21 protein-coding genes are annotated in these 20,024 nt (G+C 51.4%); 20 read left to right on the forward strand and 1 reads right to left on the reverse strand.

Translation table 11 applies throughout. The features are described from left to right. Positions 1-7 precede the first annotated feature (7 nt). Entirely contained in the window at positions 8-1,816 is a 1,809-nt protein-coding gene (locus CFLAV_RS11740) for an ABC transporter ATP-binding protein (protein ID WP_007414940.1), read from the forward strand. Positions 1,817-1,836: 20 nt separating this feature from the next. Here CFLAV_RS11740 and hisA read toward each other — a convergent pair whose 3' ends face one another. Then, positions 1,837-2,604, reverse strand: coding sequence for a phosphoribosylformimino-5-aminoimidazole carboxamide ribotide isomerase (gene hisA / locus CFLAV_RS11745; RefSeq protein ID WP_040548271.1), 768 nt, complete (start codon positions 2,602-2,604; stop codon positions 1,837-1,839). Positions 2,605-2,645: 41 nt separating this feature from the next. Between hisA and CFLAV_RS36920 the strand changes: the two genes are divergently transcribed. The 19 genes from CFLAV_RS36920 to CFLAV_RS11835 all read left to right on the forward strand — a co-directional run bounded on the left by CFLAV_RS36920 (position 2,646) and on the right by CFLAV_RS11835 (position 19,715). Next, entirely contained in the window at positions 2,646-2,780 is a 135-nt protein-coding gene (locus tag CFLAV_RS36920) for a hypothetical protein (RefSeq protein WP_272941472.1), read from the forward strand. A 237-nt stretch (positions 2,781-3,017) separates the two neighbouring features. Further along, positions 3,018-3,806 (forward strand): thiazole synthase, encoded by a 789-nt coding sequence (locus tag CFLAV_RS11750; protein ID WP_007414942.1) that lies wholly within the window; start codon positions 3,018-3,020, stop codon positions 3,804-3,806. A gap of 66 nt (positions 3,807-3,872) precedes the next feature. Further along, the gene (locus CFLAV_RS11755; protein WP_007414943.1) at positions 3,873-4,889 is read left to right on the forward strand and encodes a bifunctional heptose 7-phosphate kinase/heptose 1-phosphate adenyltransferase; all 1,017 of its coding nucleotides are present in this window, start codon (positions 3,873-3,875) and stop codon (positions 4,887-4,889) included. Positions 4,890-4,898: 9 nt separating this feature from the next. After that, positions 4,899-5,660, forward strand: a complete 762-nt coding sequence (gene panB, locus CFLAV_RS11760) for a 3-methyl-2-oxobutanoate hydroxymethyltransferase (RefSeq protein WP_007414944.1) — start codon at positions 4,899-4,901, stop codon at positions 5,658-5,660. A gap of 3 nt (positions 5,661-5,663) precedes the next feature. Beyond that, positions 5,664-6,116 (forward strand): cyclic pyranopterin monophosphate synthase MoaC, encoded by a 453-nt coding sequence (moaC, locus tag CFLAV_RS11765; RefSeq protein ID WP_007414945.1) that lies wholly within the window; start codon positions 5,664-5,666, stop codon positions 6,114-6,116. A 6-nt stretch (positions 6,117-6,122) separates the two neighbouring features. After that, positions 6,123-6,605: a MogA/MoaB family molybdenum cofactor biosynthesis protein gene (locus tag CFLAV_RS11770; RefSeq protein WP_007414946.1), complete on the forward strand. Its 483-nt coding sequence runs from the start codon at positions 6,123-6,125 to the stop codon at positions 6,603-6,605. 13 nt (positions 6,606-6,618) lie between these two features. Next, positions 6,619-6,981: a hypothetical protein gene (locus CFLAV_RS11775; RefSeq protein WP_007414947.1), complete on the forward strand. Its 363-nt coding sequence runs from the start codon at positions 6,619-6,621 to the stop codon at positions 6,979-6,981. A gap of 57 nt (positions 6,982-7,038) precedes the next feature. After that, entirely contained in the window at positions 7,039-8,142 is a 1,104-nt protein-coding gene (locus tag CFLAV_RS11780) for an aminotransferase class I/II-fold pyridoxal phosphate-dependent enzyme (RefSeq protein WP_007414948.1), read from the forward strand. A gap of 30 nt (positions 8,143-8,172) precedes the next feature. After that, positions 8,173-9,048, forward strand: coding sequence for an alpha/beta hydrolase (locus tag CFLAV_RS11785; protein WP_007414949.1), 876 nt, complete (start codon positions 8,173-8,175; stop codon positions 9,046-9,048). 80 nt (positions 9,049-9,128) lie between these two features. After that, positions 9,129-10,301 (forward strand): signal peptide peptidase SppA, encoded by a 1,173-nt coding sequence (sppA, locus tag CFLAV_RS11790; RefSeq protein WP_083808874.1) that lies wholly within the window; start codon positions 9,129-9,131, stop codon positions 10,299-10,301. Between the two features lie 3 nt (positions 10,302-10,304). After that, positions 10,305-10,931, forward strand: a complete 627-nt coding sequence (upp, locus tag CFLAV_RS11795) for a uracil phosphoribosyltransferase (RefSeq protein WP_007414952.1) — start codon at positions 10,305-10,307, stop codon at positions 10,929-10,931. A 37-nt stretch (positions 10,932-10,968) separates the two neighbouring features. Then, the gene (locus CFLAV_RS11800) at positions 10,969-12,111 is read left to right on the forward strand and encodes a M24 family metallopeptidase (RefSeq protein WP_040548280.1); all 1,143 of its coding nucleotides are present in this window, start codon (positions 10,969-10,971) and stop codon (positions 12,109-12,111) included. Positions 12,112-12,334: 223 nt separating this feature from the next. After that, positions 12,335-13,015, forward strand: a complete 681-nt coding sequence (locus tag CFLAV_RS11805; protein WP_007414954.1) for a zinc metallopeptidase — start codon at positions 12,335-12,337, stop codon at positions 13,013-13,015. 162 nt (positions 13,016-13,177) lie between these two features. Further along, positions 13,178-14,236 (forward strand): sigma-70 family RNA polymerase sigma factor, encoded by a 1,059-nt coding sequence (locus CFLAV_RS11810; RefSeq protein ID WP_007414955.1) that lies wholly within the window; start codon positions 13,178-13,180, stop codon positions 14,234-14,236. Between the two features lie 25 nt (positions 14,237-14,261). After that, positions 14,262-14,798, forward strand: coding sequence for an adenine phosphoribosyltransferase (locus CFLAV_RS11815; RefSeq protein ID WP_007414956.1), 537 nt, complete (start codon positions 14,262-14,264; stop codon positions 14,796-14,798). Between the two features lie 65 nt (positions 14,799-14,863). Continuing rightward, complete coding sequence (locus CFLAV_RS11820) at positions 14,864-17,068, forward strand: glycosyltransferase family 39 protein (protein WP_007414957.1); 2,205 nt, start codon at positions 14,864-14,866, stop codon at positions 17,066-17,068. 1 nt (position 17,069) lies between these two features. Then, positions 17,070-17,951 carry a DNA-3-methyladenine glycosylase family protein gene (locus CFLAV_RS11825; protein ID WP_007414958.1) on the forward strand — a complete coding sequence of 294 codons (882 nt, stop codon included), beginning with the start codon at positions 17,070-17,072 and terminating at the stop codon, positions 17,949-17,951. Positions 17,952-17,998: 47 nt separating this feature from the next. Further along, the gene (locus CFLAV_RS11830) at positions 17,999-18,763 is read left to right on the forward strand and encodes a 2-phosphosulfolactate phosphatase (RefSeq protein WP_007414959.1); all 765 of its coding nucleotides are present in this window, start codon (positions 17,999-18,001) and stop codon (positions 18,761-18,763) included. A gap of 172 nt (positions 18,764-18,935) precedes the next feature. Further along, positions 18,936-19,715 carry a hypothetical protein gene (locus CFLAV_RS11835; protein WP_007414960.1) on the forward strand — a complete coding sequence of 260 codons (780 nt, stop codon included), beginning with the start codon at positions 18,936-18,938 and terminating at the stop codon, positions 19,713-19,715. Positions 19,716-20,024 lie beyond the last annotated feature (309 nt).

Raw genomic sequence — 20,024 nt, forward strand, 5'->3', positions numbered from 1 at the left:
AGTCGGCATGCTGATGAACAACTCGTTCCGCGCCTTACGTTACTTCCGCCGCGATGCGCCGCGTATCGCGGTCATGGCCTTGTTGCTGGGGGCCAGCATCATTACCAATCTGCTTAAACCATGGCCATTGGCCATTATTGTCGATGCTGTTTTAGGAACCAAACCTCTGCCAGGCTGGTTTGGAGCGGGATTGAATGCATGGCCGAAGAGCAGGCTCTTGATTCTATTGAGCGTTGCCACCTTGATTTTGCATCTGAGCCAGGGATTTCTTTCCGCGGCGACGAATTACCTCTCCATCAAGGTCGGACTTCAAGGCCTGCGTCGCGTTCGCAATGAGGTATTTGGTCGCATGGAGAAGTTGTCGATGAAGTTTTACCACGGTTCCAAAACCGGCGACCTGATTTATCGCGCCACCTGGGACACCTATTCCTTCCAGACGCTTTTCCAACAAGGTCTAATTACATTCTTTACTGCCCTGCTCACCTTGATCTTGATGGTTGTGGTCATGTGTCAGATCAACGTTTCCCTTACACTTGCTTCCCTGGCCACCGCCCCTCTGCTGGTGATCTCCGTGAAATACTTTGGAAAGAAGATGCGTGAACGCGGTGCCGAAGCCCAGCAGGCTGACAGCCAGGTGACCTCCTTCATACAACAAACCATTCATGCACTTCCACTCATCCAGAGCTACACCAGTGAACAGGATGAAGAACGAAAATTTAAATCTCAAACTGCCGAAGCCCAGCAAAAGCGACTTTCGCAACATGCTTGGGAATTGCTTTACTGGCTGGCCATTGCTGTTGCTTTCAGCATTGGCACCGCAGCAATTGTTTGGTTGGGAAGCGTGCAGGTCATAAATCATAAACTGACGGTTGGAGAATTACTCGTTTTTACCGCCTATCTGGCGCAGCTCTATGAGCCACTCAATCAACTCTCCCATGTTGGTGCGACGGTTGCCAATGCCAGTGCCGGAACCCAAAGGGTATTCGAGATATTGGATACGAAGGAGGAGATTATTGATTCGCCGAATGCCAGAGCAATTGCAGGTTCCAACTCAACCACCCGCTCCACTTCACCAGATAATTCCCTACAACTCACCGGCAGTGTGCAATTCGACCACGTATCCTTCGGTTATGAAAAAGATCAAACGGTTCTCAGCGACATTAATTTTGCATTGGAGGCGGGTCAGTCATTGGCCATTATCGGTCCAAGCGGTGTTGGCAAGACAACCCTGCTGAACCTCCTGCCCCGTTTTTTTGATCCCATCCAGGGTGCAGTGCGGCTCGATGGAGTGGATACCCGGGATCTGAAGCTTGCTGATCTAAGATCCCATATTGCAGTCGTGCCACAGGAACCGATCCTTCTCCCGCTGACCATCGCTGAGAACATTGCCTACGGAAAGCCTGGTGCTTCATTGGAGGAAATTCGCGATGCGGCCCGGGCGGCAAATGCTGATAGCTTCATTCAAAAGCTTGCCCAAGGTTACAACACAGTTGTTGGAGAAGGAGCCGCCCCTTTAAGTGTTGGCGAAAGACAGCGGCTAAATCTTGCACGCGCCTTCCTTAAAGATGCTCAGATTCTGCTCCTGGATGAACCCACGAGTGCCTTGGATGCCGAAAGTGAAGCCTCCGTGATCGCCAGTGTCGAACAACTCATGCGGAAACGTACGACCCTGATTGTGGCTCATCGCTTAAGCACCATCCAGCGTGTGGATAAAATTCTAGTTCTTCAAGACGGGAAGGTGACACAGATCGGAACCCCCGAGGCGTTGATTGCACAGCAGGGTTATTTTGCCGACTCTTCCCGGGCCCACCGATAAGGCCTTCCACAATTATCTTTTCACGTGCTGGCTGGCTTGCGATTAAAGGCGACAACATCTTCATAACGCACGCCAGTGCCCCCAAAGATATCGAGTGCCGAACCGATTGTCAGATCCACCCTGCCCTTGCCCAGCCTGGTGACTTCTTCAAGATCTTGAAGGCTGCTCGCACCACCCGCATAAGTTGTGGGAATAGGGCTCCAGCGACCCAATTTCTCCACTAATTCATGGTCGATGCCCCGGCACAAACCTTCAACATCCACCGCATGGATAAGAAATTCAGCACAGTAGTCGGCAAATCGCTGCAGCGACTCCTCGGCAACGGTTAACTCCGTAAACTTTTGCCAACGATCGGTAACCACAAAATAGTCTGCGCCTTTGCGACGGCAACTCAGATCCAAAACAAGTTGCTTCTTCCCAATGGCCTTCACCAATCGTGTTAACCGATCCCAATCAACTCGCCCCCCTTGAAACACCCACGATGTGACAATGACATGTGAAGCGCCTTCACGCAGGAAACTCGCAGCATTATCAATGGTGATTCCACCACCAATATGAAGCCCGCCCGGGTAGGCCCGTAATGCCGCCCTCCCCGCCTCTTCGTTTCCAGGCCCGAGCATGATCACATGGCCGCCTTTCAGTCCGTCTCGCTTATACATTTCAGCGTAATATGCGCTGGAGCGGTCGGAGACGAAATTCGTGCGCAATGCCGAGGCGCCGCTTTCCAGCGTTCCACCGACAATTTGCTTTACCTTACCTTCATGCAGATCGATGCACGGACGAAACATGTTGCCAAAGTAGATGCTTCGTTGCCATGAGTCTATACCGAATGCCGAAAGAAATTTCCGAATGGCAGGAGGGATTTTGGTTTGAGGCAAGGCGGAGCCCGCAGGCGCTATCAGTAGATAGCGACCAGGGCGACAACGCCGCCTCAAATCAAAAGCACCCTGCTCCCAATCACTAATGAATTTTCTGGTCCCTAAAACCATGACTTTTCAGTCTCCATTTTCCACAAATTTATTTCCTTCGTTCATTCTGTTTCTTTTCCCCATTTCGGAAATTAATTTGGCATTCGGTATAGACTTGAAAGTTTCCTGCCCTTGCTCATGGACGTTGAAGCTAAACTACAATGCCTTAGCAGTTAATCTGATGAAACGCCTACCCTCTCGACAAATCCTTAATTTGCCTAATACTGTGTCCGATGCGTTTGGCGACTCAATCATTGAATATTGCCGGTCGAGAGTTTAAATCCCGGTTGATTCTGGGCACGGGCAAATTCTCTTCTCCGGAGGCGATGCGTGATGCTCTCGCCGCAAGCGGGACAGAAATGGTCACTGTCGCGCTTCGACGCGCTGACCTCACTGGCAAAGGTGATCCATTCGCCAACATCCTCGAATTTATTGATCCCAAAAAGTACCTGCTTTTGCCCAATACCAGTGGTGCAATGAACGCGGAGGAAGCTGTTCGTTTGGCCCGCCTGGCAGTGGCTGCAGGTTTGCCTAAATGGGTAAAGCTCGAAATTCATCCTGATCCGCGTTATCTCCTGCCGGATCCAATCGAAACTCTGAAGGCCGCTGAAATCCTCGTCAAAGAAGGTTTCACAGTGCTTCCCTATATTAACGCCGACCCCGTACTCGCCAAACGACTGCAGGAAGCGGGTACCGCCACTGTCATGCCTTTGGGTTCGCCAATCGGTTCCAACCGCGGTCTGCAAACCCGTGATCAACTTCGCATCATTATTGAACAAGCCACAGTGCCGGTGGTTGTTGATGCCGGAATTGGCGCCCCGAGTCACGCCGCCGAGGCGCTGGAGTTGGGAGCCGACGCAGTCCTGGTAAATACCGCCATCGCCATTGCCAGCGATCCAAACCGCATGGCCATCGCTTTCAAGAGTGCGGTCGAAGCTGGACGTGCAGCTTATGAAATTGGGCTCGGTCCACAACAAGATGCCGCCAGCCCCACCAGTCCGCTTACGGCTTTTTTAGGCTGAACTACTTTTTTTCAAAAAATGGTTCATCGACATTATTTCGGAAGTTGATAAACATCTGGGTTTCGTATGAAGCAAAATGCTTTATCGTTGGCAAGGGTTCGCAACATACTCGCCGCCGCAAGCAGGACACGCACGCTTGTAATCGGTGATGTCATGCTCGACCATTTTATCTGGGGTCATGTGGCGCGGATTTCACCCGAAGCTCCTGTTCCGGTGGTGGATTTTGACCGCGAAAGTTTCATTCCGGGCGGAGCTGCCAATGTGGCTCGCAACCTCACGGCTCTCCAGGTTCCCACAGATTTATTCGGAGTGGTTGGCCGCGATCAGGCAGCCTTGCAGTTGAAACAATTGCTTACTGAAACGGGAATCGGTTGTACGGGCTTGCTGCCCGATGCCACTCGCGCTACCAGCGTGAAAGCCAGAATCGTCGCCCATCAGCAACAGGTGGTGCGGCTGGACCGGGAAACCCGGGGCAGACTCGATCATAAAATGACTCGTCGCCTTCTTGCTGCATTGGAAGCACAAATCACGACCACTGCCGCGGTTATTATCGGCGATTATGGGAAAGGTGTGGTCACCCAGGATCTCCTCGATGGAGCCAGGCTCCTTTGTCGGCGACATGGCGTCTGGCTAAGTTTGGATCCGAAACCGGTACATCAATTGAACCTGACCGGGTTGTCGTTGATCACACCAAATCGCAAGGAAGCCTTTGAATTGGCAAATCTTCCGGATGATACCAAGGACCCAAATCCATTGGCCGACAAAAACCTGATGTTGGTGGTAGAACGATTACTGAAGGCACTGAAACCCGTTCTTCTTCTGGTCACGCTGGGAGAACTTGGAATGCTCCTCTGCCGCGAAGGTCAGAAACCCTTTCATATCCCCACCCAGGCTCAGGAAGTTTTCGATGTATCTGGCGCTGGCGATACTGTGATTGCCTCATTTACCCTCGCCATTGCGGGCGGGGCATCTCCGGTGGAAGCCGCCATGATTTCGAATCATGCTGCAGGCATCGTCGTCGGCAAGGTGGGCACTGCCGTTACCTCACCTGCAGAACTGGTCAAAAGCTTTCAAAGAGCCTAATTTCATTTGATGAGTGCGGATAAGATCACGGCCAAAGATATTCGTGCGATGAAACAGCGTGGTGAGAAAATCGCCGCGCTCACCGCTTACGATTTTCCCATGACGCGACTCCTGGATGAATCCGGGATTCCTCTGCTCCTGGTTGGCGACTCCCTGGGTATGGTCGTCCTCGGATATTCAGACACAACTTTGGTCACCATGGAGGAGATGGAGCATCACGTCCGGGCTGCTGCACGAGCCAAACCCCGTGCTCTCCTGGTAGCCGATCTTCCATTCAAGAGTTACGAGACCGTGGAGGACGCTCTTCAGAGTGCGCGTCGCCTGATGCTGGCTGGCGCCGAAGCCGTTAAAGCTGAAGGTGGCCATAGCATCGAGAAGCAAGTGCGCGCCATTGTCGCGGACGGAATCCCCTTCCTGGGCCATCTGGGGATGCTGCCGCAGCATGTTCGCGAAGAAGGTGGTTATCATATCAAAGGCAAAATTGAAGCCGAACGGCAATCGTTGCTGGCCGACGCGCAAAGTTTGGTTGAAGCAGGCGCTTTTGGCATCGTCCTGGAATTGGTAACCAAAACCGTTGCTGGAGAGTTGACGCGCAGCGTTCCGATTCCAACCATCGGCATAGGCTCAGGCTCGGAATGTGATGGCCAGATTCTGGTCACCCATGATCTGGTTGGAATGTTTCCCTGGTTTACGCCACGGTTCGTGACCCCGAGAATGAATGGAGCCGAGCAAATGCGTGCCGCCGTCCAGGACTGGAAAAAATCCCTCTAATATATGGGCAGACTTACGCACATCAACTCCCGGGGTGAAGCCAGCATGGTGGATGTTTCCTCAAAACCGGTCCAATTGCGTGAAGCCGTCGCTTCCGGTGAAATTTGGTTGCAAACCGACACGCTCAAACTCATACAGTCAGAAAACATTGCAAAGGGAAATGTTCTCGCGGCAGCCCGGTTGGCAGGCATCATGGCGGCAAAGAAAACCGGCGAGTTGATTCCTCTTTGTCATCCTCTACCTATTTCCCACTGTGAGGTTAATTTTGAGTTCCCCGAGACCAGGGACCGCATTATAATTAAAGCTTCTGCGAAGATTTCCGCCCAGACCGGTGTTGAAATGGAAGCGTTGACTGCGGTTAGTGTAGCCGCTTTGACCATTTACGACATGTGTAAAGCGGTGGATAAGCAAATGCGAATTACCGATATAAAATTGATTTCGAAAACAAAAAAATAATTCTTTATGCAACTTCTGGTTGGAATTATCACCATTTCGGATCGTGCTTCAAAAGGCCTTTATGACGACCTTGGCGGGCCGGCGCTTAAAAAAGCTGCCTTGGATTATGGCTGGAAGGTCTTGGCGGAGTCTTTGGTTCCCGATGAAAAGCGTGACATTCAACGTGCCATTCGGGAGCAGATAGCCAAAGGTTGTCAGCTTATTCTGACGACGGGCGGCACCGGAGTAGCTTTGCGTGATGTTACCCCGGAAGCAGTCCGCGAAATCGCCATCCGCGAGTTGCCGGGATTCGGCGAAGTCATGCGCCTGGAATCCATGAAGATCACAAAGAACGCCATCCTATCACGCAACCTTGCGGTGGTGGTGGAAAAGACTCTGGTAATCTGCCTGCCCGGCAAACCCAGTGGTGCCACCGAATGCCTAAGCTTCGTGGTCGGTGCAATTCCACATTGCGTTGAAGTGTTGCAGGAAGTTCCCACCAGTTGCTAAACTAGACGTAGTTATGAAATGCATGGTTTGCTTTCTAATTCTCGCCATTTCAGTGGCTGGATGCACCTCGGAGAAGGAAGCCCGCAGGAGAGAGGTAAAAGCTTATTGGACCGGCCAGCAACAAGGCACAGCTCAAGGTCAGGCACCCAAGTTCACCGTGCTGGTCCTCGGTAACGTTGCCAATCATACGATTCCCTGGACGATCGAACTCACGCTTGCCAAGGCACTGATTGAAGCTTCATACCAGGGTTTGGGCAATCCTGTGAGTATCACGGTAACGCGTAATGGTGAAGCGGTGAAGGTAGATCCCATTCGCGTGCTTCGTGGCTATGACTTTCCTTTGGAAGCGGGAGACCGGATCGAGCTTGCTCCTTGAGGCAGCAATTACTTTTGTCGTGCGCTTAAATCCCGACTCCCCTATACCAACTCAAGAATGACAACTGTTCCGCCGCCATTGCAGCAGGTTGATCGTACTTACGTGCGTTTTAAGAACCGCAAGCTTTCTTATTTTGCTGGCTGCGATTATTTCAGGCTGGCCAGCCATCCTGAAGTTTTGAAAGCGGTTCAACAGGGAGTGGTTAATTACGGTCTCAACGTCTCGGCCTCAAGACTCACCACGGGCAACCATGAAGTATATGGCCGGTTGGAAAAGGCGCTGGCGCAATTCTTTGCTGCGGAAAGCGCTCTCCTCGCCTCGAACGGATATGCCCCCACCCTGATGGTGGGACAAGCCTGCACCGGTCAATATTCCCATGCGCTGATTGATGAGCGCGCCCACGGCTGTCTGGTCGATGCCGCTAAACTGCTGGACTGCCCGGTTATCAAATTCAAACATCGCAACCCCGAAGATCTGGGCCGCATTTTCCAACGGTTGGGAAAAATTAAACCGATCGTGATGACAGACGGAATGTTTTCGCACGATGGAAGTATTGCGCCGGTTAAGGACTACTTGCAGTTCATTCCTGCCGAAGGAGTCCTCCTGATTGATGATGCCCATGCCGCCGGAGTGCTGGGCAAAATGGGTCGTGGGACTCCTGAGTTCGCCGGAGTGAGCCGGAAGCAAATCATCCAAACAACCACTTTAAGCAAAGCTTTTGGAGTGTATGGGGGTGCCGTGCTCGGACCGGTTTCATTAAAGGAAACCATAATCGATAAGAGCAGACTCTTCGTCGGCAATACTCCGTTACCTCTACCACTGGCCCATGCTGCCACGGTGTCCGTAAAGCTGCTCAAAACCGACAAGACGCTACGCCAGCGTTTGAACGCAAATACTGAATATCTAAAAACGAAGGTTCGCGACGCCGGTTACGATATCGTAAACACGCCCAGTCCGGTGGTTCCCATCATTCCTCAAAACGCGCTGGCGGCCGGGCGTTTAAAATCAAACCTCCTCAAGGCTGGAATTCATCCTCCGTTCATCAAATACCCGGGAGGACCTGAAAGCGGCTACTTTCGCTTTGTTGTTTCGAGTGAACACACTGAAAGGCAGTTGAACAATCTCATCGATGTCCTTGCTTCTTCCCTTTGCCAACGGTGATTGAGCGCCGATTCCTACTCAAAATTTTATATGAAATATCAGTTCATTGCCCTGCTCCAGTTAACCTTGCTTCTCTCAACCATACCCGCGCTCTCGGCCGACAATTACAAACTCGGTGAAGATTCCAGGCCCCATGAAGGCGTGCCCCAGGGAACGGTTACCAAGTATCATTGGACAAGCAAAGTTTTTCCCGGAACGGAACGCGACTATTGGGTCTATGTCCCGGCCCAATACTCGCCTGAGAAACCTGCTTGTTACATGGTGTTTCAAGATGGTGGATCCTATGTGAACACGAATGGTGATTACCGCGTCCCGGTAGTCTTCGATAATTTGATCCACAAAAAGGAAATGCCCGTAACAGTTGGAATTTTTATCAACCCAGGTGAAATTCCCGCTGGTGAATCGGGAAAACCGGCCAGCAAAAATCGGAGCTTTGAATATGACACACCGAGCGACCAATACGCCCGTTTTCTATTGGAAGAAATAATTCCGGAAGTCTCGAAGAAGGTCAATCTGGCTACCAATGCCGAAAGCCACGCCATCTGTGGCGCCAGTTCAGGCGGTATCTGTGCATTTACCGCTGCCTGGGAACGTCCCACCACCTTCAGCAAAGTAATAAGTCACGTGGGCAGCTTCACCAACATCCGCGGCGGATATGTTTATCCATCCCTTATTCGCAAAACCTCTCCCAAGCCCATTCGGGTTTTTCTTCAGGATGGCGCCAACGACCTGGACAACGCCCATGGAAACTGGCCGCTCGCCAACCAGGAAATGGCCGCGGCCTTGAAGTTCGCCAAATATGATTACAAATTCGTTTTTGGAGATGGCGCCCACAACGGCAAGCATGGCGGTGCGATTCTGCCTGAATCACTTCGATGGCTTTGGCGTGATTATGCGGGCCAGTAGTTGAATAAGTTAACCCATCGCCGCCGCAAGACATTGCAATGCACTTGCCCCTCCAGCTTCTTTGAAGTAGTTTTCATGCCATGGATAGTAATTTGCCTCCGGAAAATAATCCGCCGACGCCAGGACATTCGGTTCCGCCGCCACCTCCGATCTCCAATAATCCCCCTCCCTTTGTGCGCCCATCTCCCATGCCGGGACCTGCGCGAAAGGGAACCGGCTGGATGGTCTTCGCCATTGTGTTGTTGGTGCTCCTGGGTTTGAGCGTTCTGCTGAACATTGGCCATTCTCTCACTAGTGGATTGAAGGGCGGCGGAAAATCAGCTCGTTCATCCAGCGGCCCCCGCATGGAAGAAGTTGTGATGCGGGACAATGATGCTGAGAACAAGATCGCTGTCATTGATGTTGAAGGTGTGATTGCCGGCGGTGCCTCCGAACAAGGGAGCATCGGCATGGTTTCCTCCATCAAGGAGCAGTTGCGACGCGCCAAGGCGGATGACCTCGTAAAAGCTGTCATCTTGAGAGTAAACTCGCCCGGCGGAGAAGTCCTTGCCTCAGACGAAATTGCCAATGCCATTACCAAATTCCGCACGGAATCAAAAAAACCTGTCGTTGTATCCATGGGCAGTCTGGCCGCTTCCGGCGGTTATTATGTTTCAGCCCCATGCGATTGGATTGTTGCCAATGAATTGACCATCACCGGCAGTATCGGGGTGATCATGCATGGCTTCAACTATCGCAGCCTATTGGACAAGGTTGGCGTGCGTCCCGAAGTTTACAAGAGCGGTAAATTTAAGGATATGTTGAGCGGCACTAAAAGTCCGGAAGAAGTCCTGCCGGAGGAACGAAAAATGGTGCAGGCCCTCATTGATGAAACCTTCAACAAATTTAAGGATGTAGTGCGATCTGGTCGCAATGCAGCCTACAAGGCACATCAAGGAAGGAAATTAAGTTCTGACTGGGAAGACTACGCCGATGGTCGCATTCTATCTGGAAAAGAGGCGGAAAAGTTGGGCTTTGTGGATCAGGTTGGCGATCTTGAAGTCGCAGTGACCAAGGCCGAGGAATTGGGTCACGTCTCCAAGGACCAGGCCAACTTAATCCAATACCAACCCCTCTTTGACCTCTCAAATCTCTTTCGTCTTTTCGGCGAGAGCAATGCCAAATCCGCAACCATCAAGCTGGATATCGGCATCGATGCTCCCAATATCAAAGCCGGATATCTATATTTTCTCTCATCCACCTATATTCACTAAAGCATGGACAAAAGTGTTACCGTAATCTCGCACCCATTGGTGCAACATAACCTCACGCGCCTGCGGGATGAACGCACTGAACCTCAGGAGTTCCGTAGGGTTCTCAGTGAGGTTGCAGCTTTGATGATCTACGAGGCTACCCGCACCTTCGCCGTTGAACCAACCACCGTTACGACCCCTCTTGCCAGGACGCGCGGTTCACGTCTGCGCCGTGAGGTTATTCTCGTTCCTGTCCTTCGCGCCGGTCTGGGCATGCTCGATTCCATCCTGCAATTAATCCCGCATGCGCGAGTCGGATTCATCGGTTTGAAACGCGAGGAAAAAAGTCTCCAGGCCCTTTTCTATCACCAAAGTCTGCCAAAGGATCTGAGCAAATTTGAAGTGATTTTGATCGATCCCATGCTGGCAACCGGAGGCAGCTCTGTTGCGGCCTTGAATTTGTTATCTGAGCTCGGAGCCAAACATGTCCGCATGGTAAACCTCGTGGCCGCACCGGAAGGAATCCGCAGGGTTCGCGCCAGTTACCCTGACCTGCCGATCTTCACTGCCTCAATCGATAAGAAGCTCAACGCCAAAGGGTATATCGTTCCTGGGCTGGGTGATGCAGGTGACCGTTTATTCGGCGTTTAATCCCATCAATTTCCAATCACTCCATTCTCGAACTGCCATGGCTCCTAGCAAAGCAAAGACAAAGAATCTTTTGATGGTCGCCGATAGCGAACACGACGCCAACATGTTGTATACGGTTGGCATGTTCGTTCCGGACCCATTCATTTATCTTCGCCTCAGCGGCCGGGAATTCATTGTGATGAGCGATCTGGAGATTGACCGGGCTCGAAAGCAAGCCCCTCGTTGTCAGGTTCTTCCTCTGAGTGATTACTACCAGAATCTGCGCAGCAAAGGTAAAACACCCGATTTTGCTGGAGTCATTCAGTTGATTTTACGCGAAAACAAAACCAGCTCGGTTTTTGTCCCTAACAATTTTCCTTTTGGTCTCGCCACCCAACTCAAAAACTTGGGTATAAGTGTAAAGCCTGAGCTTGGTAATTTTATTCCTGAGCGGGAAATTAAAACCGCTGACGAGGTTAGAAAGCTCACTGCTGCACTGCGGATGGCTGAAATCGGAATGGCAGCTGGAATTGAGGCATTAAAAACTTCAAAGGTAGGCAAAGGTAATCGCCTCCTCCACCAAAACTCTCCTCTGACCTCGGAAAAACTCCGGTCCATCATTGACACTGCCGTATTGCAGGCAGGTGGTTTCGCGGCTAACACGATCGTCGCTGGCGGCAGGCAGGGATGTGATCCCCATGAGCGCGGGTATGGCCCTCTGCGTGCCAATGAGTTGATCATTTTGGACATTTTCCCCCGTGCACAAAAGACCGGCTATTTTGGGGATATTACCCGGACCGTCGTGAAAGGGCGGGCCACCGAGGCAGCAAGGAAACTTTACGATACAGTGTATGCAGGCCAAAAACTCGCCTTTACTTTGATGCGAGCAAACACCCCCACCGCAACAGTGCATGAAGCTGTCTTGAGCTTGTTCAACAAGCAAGGTTACAAAACTGGGAAAATCGATGGGCGTATGCAAGGCTTCTTCCATGGCACTGGGCATGGGCTCGGCCTGGAAATTCATGAGTCACCCCGCGTTGGAGCCACCTCGACTGGGGTTCTGAAGGCCGGCCAGGTGATCACGGTGGAACCAGGCCTATATTATTCAGAAATTGGCGGTGTGCGAATTGAGGATGTAGCGCTGATTACAACCGGCAAATCAAAAAATCTGACCCGCTTTGAAAAGGTGCTCGAAGTCTGAGCCCGTCTCCCAGCCTTTGCCTTCTGTAGCTTTATAGCTGCACTTCCTGCCACCAATCCATTTGGCAGCCAAATTCCTAACTGGCTAATCCATAGCCAGTTTAGCTTATAAATTTTCCTTTTCTCCTGCTCGCGAAGTCTATCTCTGGATGGATTATTGATCCCGGGTTTCAAAAAGGTGATTTTGGATTAGATTGGAGCGTGATTGGCAATAAAGGAAACTTATGATTTTTGGTGCATATTGGTGGCTGCTTATCCCGGGATTTCTTTTGGGTATCTATGCTCAAATTAAACTAACGGCAGCGTACAATAAATATTTACAAGTCCGAACCTATTCCGGTTTAACGGGAGCGCAGGCAGCCCGGGAAATTCTTAGTGATGCGGGGTTGGTTAACGTGCCGGTGGAGGAAATTGGCGGACGTTTAACCGATCATTTTGACCCGGGCAAAAAAGCGCTTTTTCTATCTTCTGAGAATTTTCATGGGCAATCCATCTCTGCAGTTGGAGTTGCTGCGCACGAAGCCGGGCATGCACTGCAACAGAAGGCTGCCTATGCCTTGTTCAATCTGCGCATGATGTTGGTTCCGGTGACACAAATCGCCAGCATGGCGTGGATGGGACTTTTCATCCTGGGCTTTATTTTGCATCTGAGCAGACTTATCCCGATCGCAATCGGCATATTTGCTGTAATGACTCTCTTTCAATTGGTCACCCTGCCCGTTGAATTCGACGCCAGCCGCCGGGCCAAACAACAATTATTGAAACTCGGTCTCGTGCGAGCGGAGGAAGGACCTGCGGTCAGCAAGGTTTTGAGCGCTGCGGCGTTGACCTACGTGGCCGCCCTCGTGACCTCCATGATGCAGCTCCTTCAGTTCGTGATGATAGCCCGCAATGATCGAAGATAGGCCATTCCACGCACAGATGCCCCTGTTTCCCGGGGTTCCGTGGGCATTATTCCCCATACACACGCGCTCGGATTCTTGTTATTCACTTGGGACAGAGTAGCGAACTAAAAACGTTATCTGGACACTTGCGAGCGGGGACTGACTCTTATTTTTAAATCTCATATGGCTGCAAAATCCAAACGCCCCATCAAGATCCACCGGGATCAATCCCGACTGAGCAGCAAACATAAGCGGGCCCGGGCAACTACAGTATCCGTTCCTCACATGCCTGCACCACGGCATGAAATTTCTGCCAAGTCAAAACCGGTTGAATTGGAGGAATCCAGTCCCGTGATTGATGCGGTACCAGCGGTTGTGGAAGATCTGGCTCCCATACACGAACGGGAACGCACCTCCTACGACGGTGACACTGCCATCAAGCTCTATCTCAGGGAGATCGGTCAGGTTCAACTCCTGACTCCACAGCAAGAGATTGAACTGGCAGCTCGCATCAAAAAAGGCGACAAGAAGGCCCGCGAACTCATGATCAAGGCGAATCTGCGACTGGTTGTAAAGATTGCGCGCGACTACGAAGGGATCGGGCTTCCACTGCTGGACCTCATCAGCGAGGGCAACATTGGGTTGATGAAGGCTGTGGAGCGGTTTGACCCTGCCAAAGGTGGTAAACTCTCCACCTACGGTTCCTGGTGGATTAAACAATCCATCAAGCGAGCCCTGGCAAATCAATCGAAAACTATTCGACTTCCAGTCCATTTGGTGGATAAGATTTCGAAGATGCGTCGAACGGCCCTGAAGCTTCAGGAGATCCTTGGCCGTGAACCTTCCGATGAGGAATTAGCCGACGAATTAAACATCTCAGCGATGCGAGTCAGCCAGATGCGCACTGCGGCCATCCGCCCGGCGTCTCTGGATGCCCCGATCGGCGATGAAGACTCGAACAATTTTGCGGAAGTCGTTCAGGATGAGAACGCCGACACGCCATACGAGCAACTGGAAGAGAAAACGGTGACCAAGATGCTGCAGGAATTGGTAAAAACCCTGGATCCAAGGGAGGCAACCATACTTCGCGCACGCTTTGGTCTGGATGGCGGAAACCAGAAAACGCTCGAGGAAGTCGGCCAAAAATTTGGCGTCACCCGTGAGCGCGTTCGACAAATCCAAAATATTGCTCTGAAAAAATTACGCAAGATGATAGAAAAGATCGAAGCCAAAAAGGCTTGAGAACCTGATTCAACCATAACCACTCATGACACAAGCAAAGCCGACGCGTTCGGATATCGAAAGCGCCATACGGAATATTCCTGACTTTCCCAAGCCTGGAATCCAGTTCAAAGACATCACACCAGTGCTGGCTGATCCGCGTCTCTTCGCTGGCAGCATCGATCTCCTGATCGGAAACTTCAAACCCGGAATGGTGGATGCCATTGTCGGCATTGATGCCCGCGGCTTCATCTTTGCCGCAGCTGCAGCTTTAAAGCTCGAAGCTGGTTTCGTTCCTGTCCGAAAAAAAGGGAAACTGCCTTATCAGACTCACGAACAGAGTTATGATCTGGAGTACGGCGCCAACGCGATCGCCATCCATATCGACGCGGTCAAACCAGGCAGTCGAGTGCTCCTGATAGATGATTTGCTTGCCACCGGCGGGACGGCTGCTGCGGCCGCTTCTCTCCTGCAAAAGGTGGGGGCCGAAATTCTTGAGATATCCTTTCTCATTGAACTCAAGTTCCTGGCCGGCCGTGATAAGCTGCAGAATTATCCGGTCCGCTCCATCATCTCTTATTAATTCCCGCCGGCCGCTTGCATTTTATTTAGTTTGCAAGCGGTTTGCGTCGATTAGAGTCTTTCCTGATGCACTGGTTGCAAGCACTGGATGCTCAGCTGTTTCATTTTGTTAATTCAACACTGAGCAACAGCTTATTTGAAGTGGTGATGCCGTTCCTTAGCGGCAATCCTTTATTTTTGCCTGCGTTGTTGTTGGTTTGTGCAATTCTGGTCATTGCTGGTGGTGCTCGCGGGCGCATCTGCGTTGCCTTTTTGCTGCTCGGTATTCTTCTGGGAGATTCCCTTCTCTCAAATTCCATTAAGCACGCCATCGCGCGTCCTCGTCCTTTCAACACCCTGGCGGCCGTCCACATTCCTCACGGCATGGGTGTTTCGAACAGTTTTAGCATGCCTTCATCGCATGCCACCAACTGGTTCACAGCTGCCATGATTACCTTCATCTTCTATCGCCGGAGTTGGCGCTTCATGCTGCCCCTTGCGTGCCTGGTCGCCTTCTCGAGGGTGTACTGCGGAATGCATTATCCCAGCGATGTATTGGTCGGCGCCATCCTCGGCGCTGGCTCGGCCGCTGCCTTGGTTTGGACCTTGAATTTTCTTTGGATCTCAGCGGGAAAAAGATGGTTTCCGCTTTGGTGGCAGAAATTACCTTCCTTGTTGCAACCCGATGCAAAAATTTCTGAAAGTCAGATTCAACTGGCAACTCCGGGCACCCTCGACCAGCACCTAATCCGTCTGGGCTACGTCTTGATTTTTGCTCAATTGTTTGCCCGGCTTATTTACATAGCGTCTGGCAGGCTCCAAATCTCTGAAGACGAAGCCTATCAATGGCTGTGGTCCAAACACCTTGCACTCTCTTATTATAGCAAGCCGCCGTTAATCGCCTATGTCCAATGGCTCGGCACGCACATTTGGGGAGACAATGTCTTTGGAGTCCGTTTCTTTTCGCCCATCATTTCCACCATAGTCAGTGTCGCGCTGCTTAGGTTCATGGCCCGAACGGTCGGGGCGCGCGCCGCCTTCTGGATGTCTGCTCTTCGTCTCGCCATCCCTTTCATGTTGATCGGGTCGATACTGATGACCATTGATCCATTGTCCGTGATGTTTTACACCCTGGCCATGATTGCCGGATGGAGTGCGGTTCAAGAAAATGCCACCATCCGCAATTGGAGCTGGGTTGGACTCTGGATGGGGCTGGGATTTCTGAGCAAATATACCGGCCTGTTTCAACTGGCAAGCTGGGTGTTGTTATTTGTTTTATGGCCTCCTGCACGGAAACAGCTGCGCAAGCCAGGCCCCTATGTGGCCTTGCTTATCAACCTGATTTGTGCCCTGCCCGTCTTGATCTGGAATTATCAGCACCATTGGATCACCGTCCAACATGTGGCCAATGACGGGAGCTTGCAGCAGGATTGGAATCTTTCACCTGCTCAACTGCTCCATTCCTTTCAACAGTTTACCCTGAATTTTATTGGCGCGGAACTTGTTCTTCTCAATCCATTCTTTTTGATTCCCACGATTTTCGCGGCCTTCGTTTTCTGGAGGTATAAATCTGAGAAACCAATTCTGGTGTATTTTTTCAGCATGGGAGCGCCCATCGTGGCAGCTTATTTTCTGCTGACGTTCCATGCGCGCGTTTTGCCCAACTGGATCGCTCCCTCCATTATTCCGATGTTCTGTCTCGCGGTCGTTTATTATGATCTCAGGTGGCAGCAAGGCTCACGAAGGATATTGTTATTGCTGGTCACTGGATTGGTGTTAGGCAGCTTGGCTACAATCTTTCTTCATGAGACAAAGCTTATAAACCGCATAGTGGGTGTGGCAGGCTATACCTTGCCGCCTAATAAGGATCCCTTGCGAAGGCTAACGGCATGGACCGACACAGCTCAAGTTGTGGAGGACGCCCGGCAAAAGCTGAGTAAGGAAGGAAAACCTGTCTTTATCATCGGCGGTCATTATGGGATCGCCAGCCAGATTGCTTTCAATCTACCGGAAGCGAGGAAGTGTGCGACTGCCGATGATCCGCTGGTTTACTTCATTACCAGCGAGGAACCGGTGAACCAATTTTACTTCTGGCCTGGATACGAAAGTCGAAAAGGGCAGAACGCCATCTACGTTCAGGAACTCGACTTGATAGGTCCCCCTCCTCCATCACCACCCGAGCAATTGGAAGATGAGTTCGAATCAGTAACGGATTTAGACGCAGTCTATGTGCTTTACCGGGACCAGCGAATCCGACGCATCCAAATTTGCGAATGCCGGGGCTTACGCTAAGATGCGGATTACCGAACGTGAAATAATCATTCCAGCTACAGATTACGATCTGCCGGGCACGCTTTCCTCCGGGCAGGCTTTTCGTTGGCGTGAAGAGCACAATTCATGGATTGGCGTGATCGGAAATCATTGGGTTCGACTCCGGTCTTCTTCCAATTCAATTATCGCCGAGGTTGCTGAGCCGGTCACAGATTGGAGTTGGCTTGTCGATTTTCTGCAAACTCATCTGGAACTGAAGAGCGTGCTGGCCACCTTCCCCAAAGACGAACCGTTGGGAAATGCCATCAGAGCGTGCCATGGTTTGCGACTGTTAAGGCAGAATCCGTGGGAGTGCCTGGCCTCGTTTATTTTATCATCTACCAAGCAGATCGTGCAAATTCAGCAGATTGTGGAGTTGCTTTGCATCCGGTTCGGAGAACCGGTCCCGGTTCCGCCGGGGCACAGTCCAGCATATGCCTTCCCATCTGCCATGCGACTGGCCGCAGCCACTGAAGCAGAACTAAGGGATTGTAAAATGGGATTCCGCGCCCCTTACCTGAGGGAAACTGCACGTATGATCCACTCGGGTGAGGTGATATTGGAGCGGTTGTACGGGATGGACGTGGACGATGCGCGTGCAGAATTGTTAAAGCTGCCCGGCGTCGGACGAAAAATAGCAGACTGCGTGCTCCTATTTGCCTACGGTTTTCAGGCAGCTTTTCCGGTCGATGTTTGGGTGATGAAGGCTTTACAGCATCTTTACTTTCCCAAACGTCGTCCAAGCCGCAAGAGGCTGGAAAAGTTCACACAGACCTACTTTGGTCCCAACGCTGGATATGCCCAACAGTACCTTTTTCATTATATGCGGACCAAACAAGTCTCCAGGAGATCGGACCGACCGTGATTTTTGTTGCTTGAAGTATTCTCGCCAGACGCAATTCTGATTTCGACATGTCAACCAACTTTGAAGTGCTCTTTGCTCCGGCTGAGTTCGACGCACTATCCAGGCGCGATCTCAGCGCAACAACGTGTGTGGTGTTTGATGTCTTTCGGGCTACCAGTACGATCGTCACTGCCCTGGCGCACGGAGCAAACGCGCTGATTCCCGTTTCTGATATTCCTGAGGCGCTATCATGGCGACAGAAGCATCCTGAAGTTCTGCTCGCGGGCGAGCGTGACGGCTTGCGGATTCAGGCCAATCTCACCGGTGGAATTGACTTTGACCTCGGTAATTCGCCGCGTGAATTTACGCCGGAGAGAATTCGAGGTCACACCATCGTGATTTCGACCACCAATGGCTCTCGTGCCTTGCGAGCTTGTACGGGCGCGCAAACGGTTTTGGTGGGTTCACTCCTAAACCTGACTGCCACGTCCGACTATTTGCGCCGGCATCGCCCTAAAGAACTCCTGTTGGTGTGCAGCGGAACCGGCGACCAAGCCTCCTTCGAAGATATCCTGGGTGTCGGCGCGCTGGTGGAGGAGCTGTGGCCGGATTACGATGAAATGCTTATGGCCGACTCCGTCATCGTGGCGCACCAAATCTACCTGCAACACTCCAAGAATCTCCTAAACGCTTTGAAACACTCACGGAATGGGCGCAGGTTGCTTGCAATGCCCGATCTGCGAGAGGATGTCCCCTGGTGTCTGCAAAAAAATGTTTACGCTTTGGTGGCAGCACTTGAAGCCGACGGTAAAATCAAAGCTACTTTCAGATGATTGAAACTGTATCCTTGCAGTCAGTGACCCGTGCAAATCCGTGAACCCGGAATTGCAGCTTTTCTATGACAGCGATCATGAAGCTTTTAAGCTCAATGCCAGGAAAGTTCCAATTCAACCAGCGCATCAGTGGCATCTTGCGAACGGATTTCCAAGTCTTTAGTCTGCTGACATGAACCGCTGGCCAAAGTTAGTTCTGACCGTCTTGATCACCTTATTTGCAGCCTGCTTCATGCTCCGCCTGCGGGGCTATGACCCGCTTTGGCCTCTTCTCCCAGCCTGGAGTCAAAGCCTTCAGTCTGGAAATCTGAAGTCCGCTATTCATTCCGGCTTGACCCATGATCGTCCTTATATCATAGAGTCAGCAACAGTCCTCATCGACATGGAAGACCTGCCACAGGAAAAACCGGTGAGTAGAACCACGACTTTCCGATATGTTTACACTATTCGTGCGTTGCGCAAAGTAGCTGCGTCAGACAATTCTTTCACGGAAAGCCTGCACAACCATTTCGGAAAAAAGCTGGAATATTTTCAAGGCTCCAACCCCCAACAGCCCATCAGCCTCAAAAACAATGAGATCACTTTTAATGTGGAGCTCAATGCCGAAAAAGGAGATGTTTATACCATTATCACCGGGATGCGTATTACGGAGGATTTACCCTTGCAGGATCGTACGCTCCGTGGATTTCACTTCGCTCCAAACGCATACGCAGCCGTCTACCCGAACGATGAGGACTACATTGCCCAGGTGACCCTCTTGCTATCCTCAGCCACCACCCGGATAAAGGCCACTAATAATGCAGTCTGGCGCAAAATCAACGCTGATGCCATACCGATATTCAGCGCTCCGCAACCCACCCCCGGCGGACAGGGATCGTACGCCACCACTCTCTGCGCACGCTTTTCCAACCTCAAACCGGGTGAAATTGTCGGACTGAATTATTATTGGTAGGAGATTCTTAACAATCAAATTGCCTTTTCTAAAAGCTGCGGCTATTCTTGTCTTCCCTCTTTGTTGATTAAGGAGGGGTAGTAGAAAGACAGTGGACACATTTAAACATCGTATTGCAGTAATCCTTCGACACTTCGAGGACAATCCCGCGTTGGGCCTCTGTGTGCTTGCCATATTTATCGCCGTTGCTTTCGCCATTCTTGTAATTGTGGACGTTGTTCTTCACAGAAGAAAGCTTCTCAAAGAGAAGGAAATGTACACCGGGAAGCGAACGTATCCCATTCGTCGAGACAAAGTTGGTTAATGGCG

The organism is Pedosphaera parvula Ellin514 (assembly GCF_000172555.1).
Taxonomy (GTDB): Bacteria; Verrucomicrobiota; Verrucomicrobiia; order Limisphaerales; family Pedosphaeraceae; genus Pedosphaera.